This is a genomic window from Streptosporangium pseudovulgare (genome assembly GCF_014648055.1).
Lineage (GTDB): Bacteria > Actinomycetota > Actinomycetes > Streptosporangiales > Streptosporangiaceae > Streptosporangium > Streptosporangium pseudovulgare.
Genome location: NZ_BMQJ01000063.1, coordinates 1 through 804 on the forward strand (window position 1 = coordinate 1; position 804 = coordinate 804).

The window sequence follows — 804 nt, forward strand, 5'->3', positions numbered from 1 at the left end:
TTGAACTTCGCCACCCGGTACGTCGTGCGGGTGCCGTCGTCGTTCATCACCGTGACGTAGTCGGCCGAGACCTCCTCGACCACACCCGCCTTCTCGGCGTTGATGACATCCCTCGTGTCGGTGGCGGCGCGGTACTCCATGCCCGTGCCGACCAGCGGCGCCTCGCTCTTGAGCAGCGGCACCGACTGGCGCTGCATGTTGGAGCCCATGAGCGCGCGGTTGGCGTCGTCGTGCTCCAGGAACGGGATCATCGCCGTCGCCACCGACACCATCTGGCGCGGTGACACGTCGATGTAGTCGACCTCCTCGGCCCGGACGAGCTCGGTCTCACCACCCCTGGTGCGGGCCAGGAGGCGCGGCTCGGCGAACGAACCGTCGGGGTTCAGCGGCGTGTTCGCCTGCGCGATGACGTGCCGGTCCTCCTCGTCGGCGGTGAAGTGGTCGATCAGGTCGGTCACCTTCCCGTCCACCACCCTCCGGTAGGGGGTCTCGACGAAGCCGAAGGAGTTGACCCGGCCGAAGGAGGCCAGCGAGCCGATCAGGCCGATGTTGGGGCCCTCGGGCGTCTCGATCGGGCACATGCGGCCGTAGTGCGAGGGGTGGACGTCACGGACCTCGAAGCCGGCCCGCTCCCGCGACAGACCACCCGGGCCCAGCGCGTTCAACCGCCGCTTCTGGGTCAGGCCGGCGAGGGGATTGATCTGGTCCATGAACTGCGACAGCTGGGAGGTGCCGAAGAACTCCTTGATCGACGCCACGACCGGGCGGATGTTGATCAGGGTCTGCGGCGTGATCGCCTCGACG

1 protein-coding gene is annotated in these 804 nt (G+C 68.2%); it reads right to left on the reverse strand.

The window, feature by feature from the left end:
* A partial coding sequence (locus tag IEZ10_RS38465; protein ID WP_506004889.1) for an RNA polymerDNA-directed RNA polymerase subunit B occupies nucleotides 1–804 on the reverse strand: 804 nt, incomplete at both ends.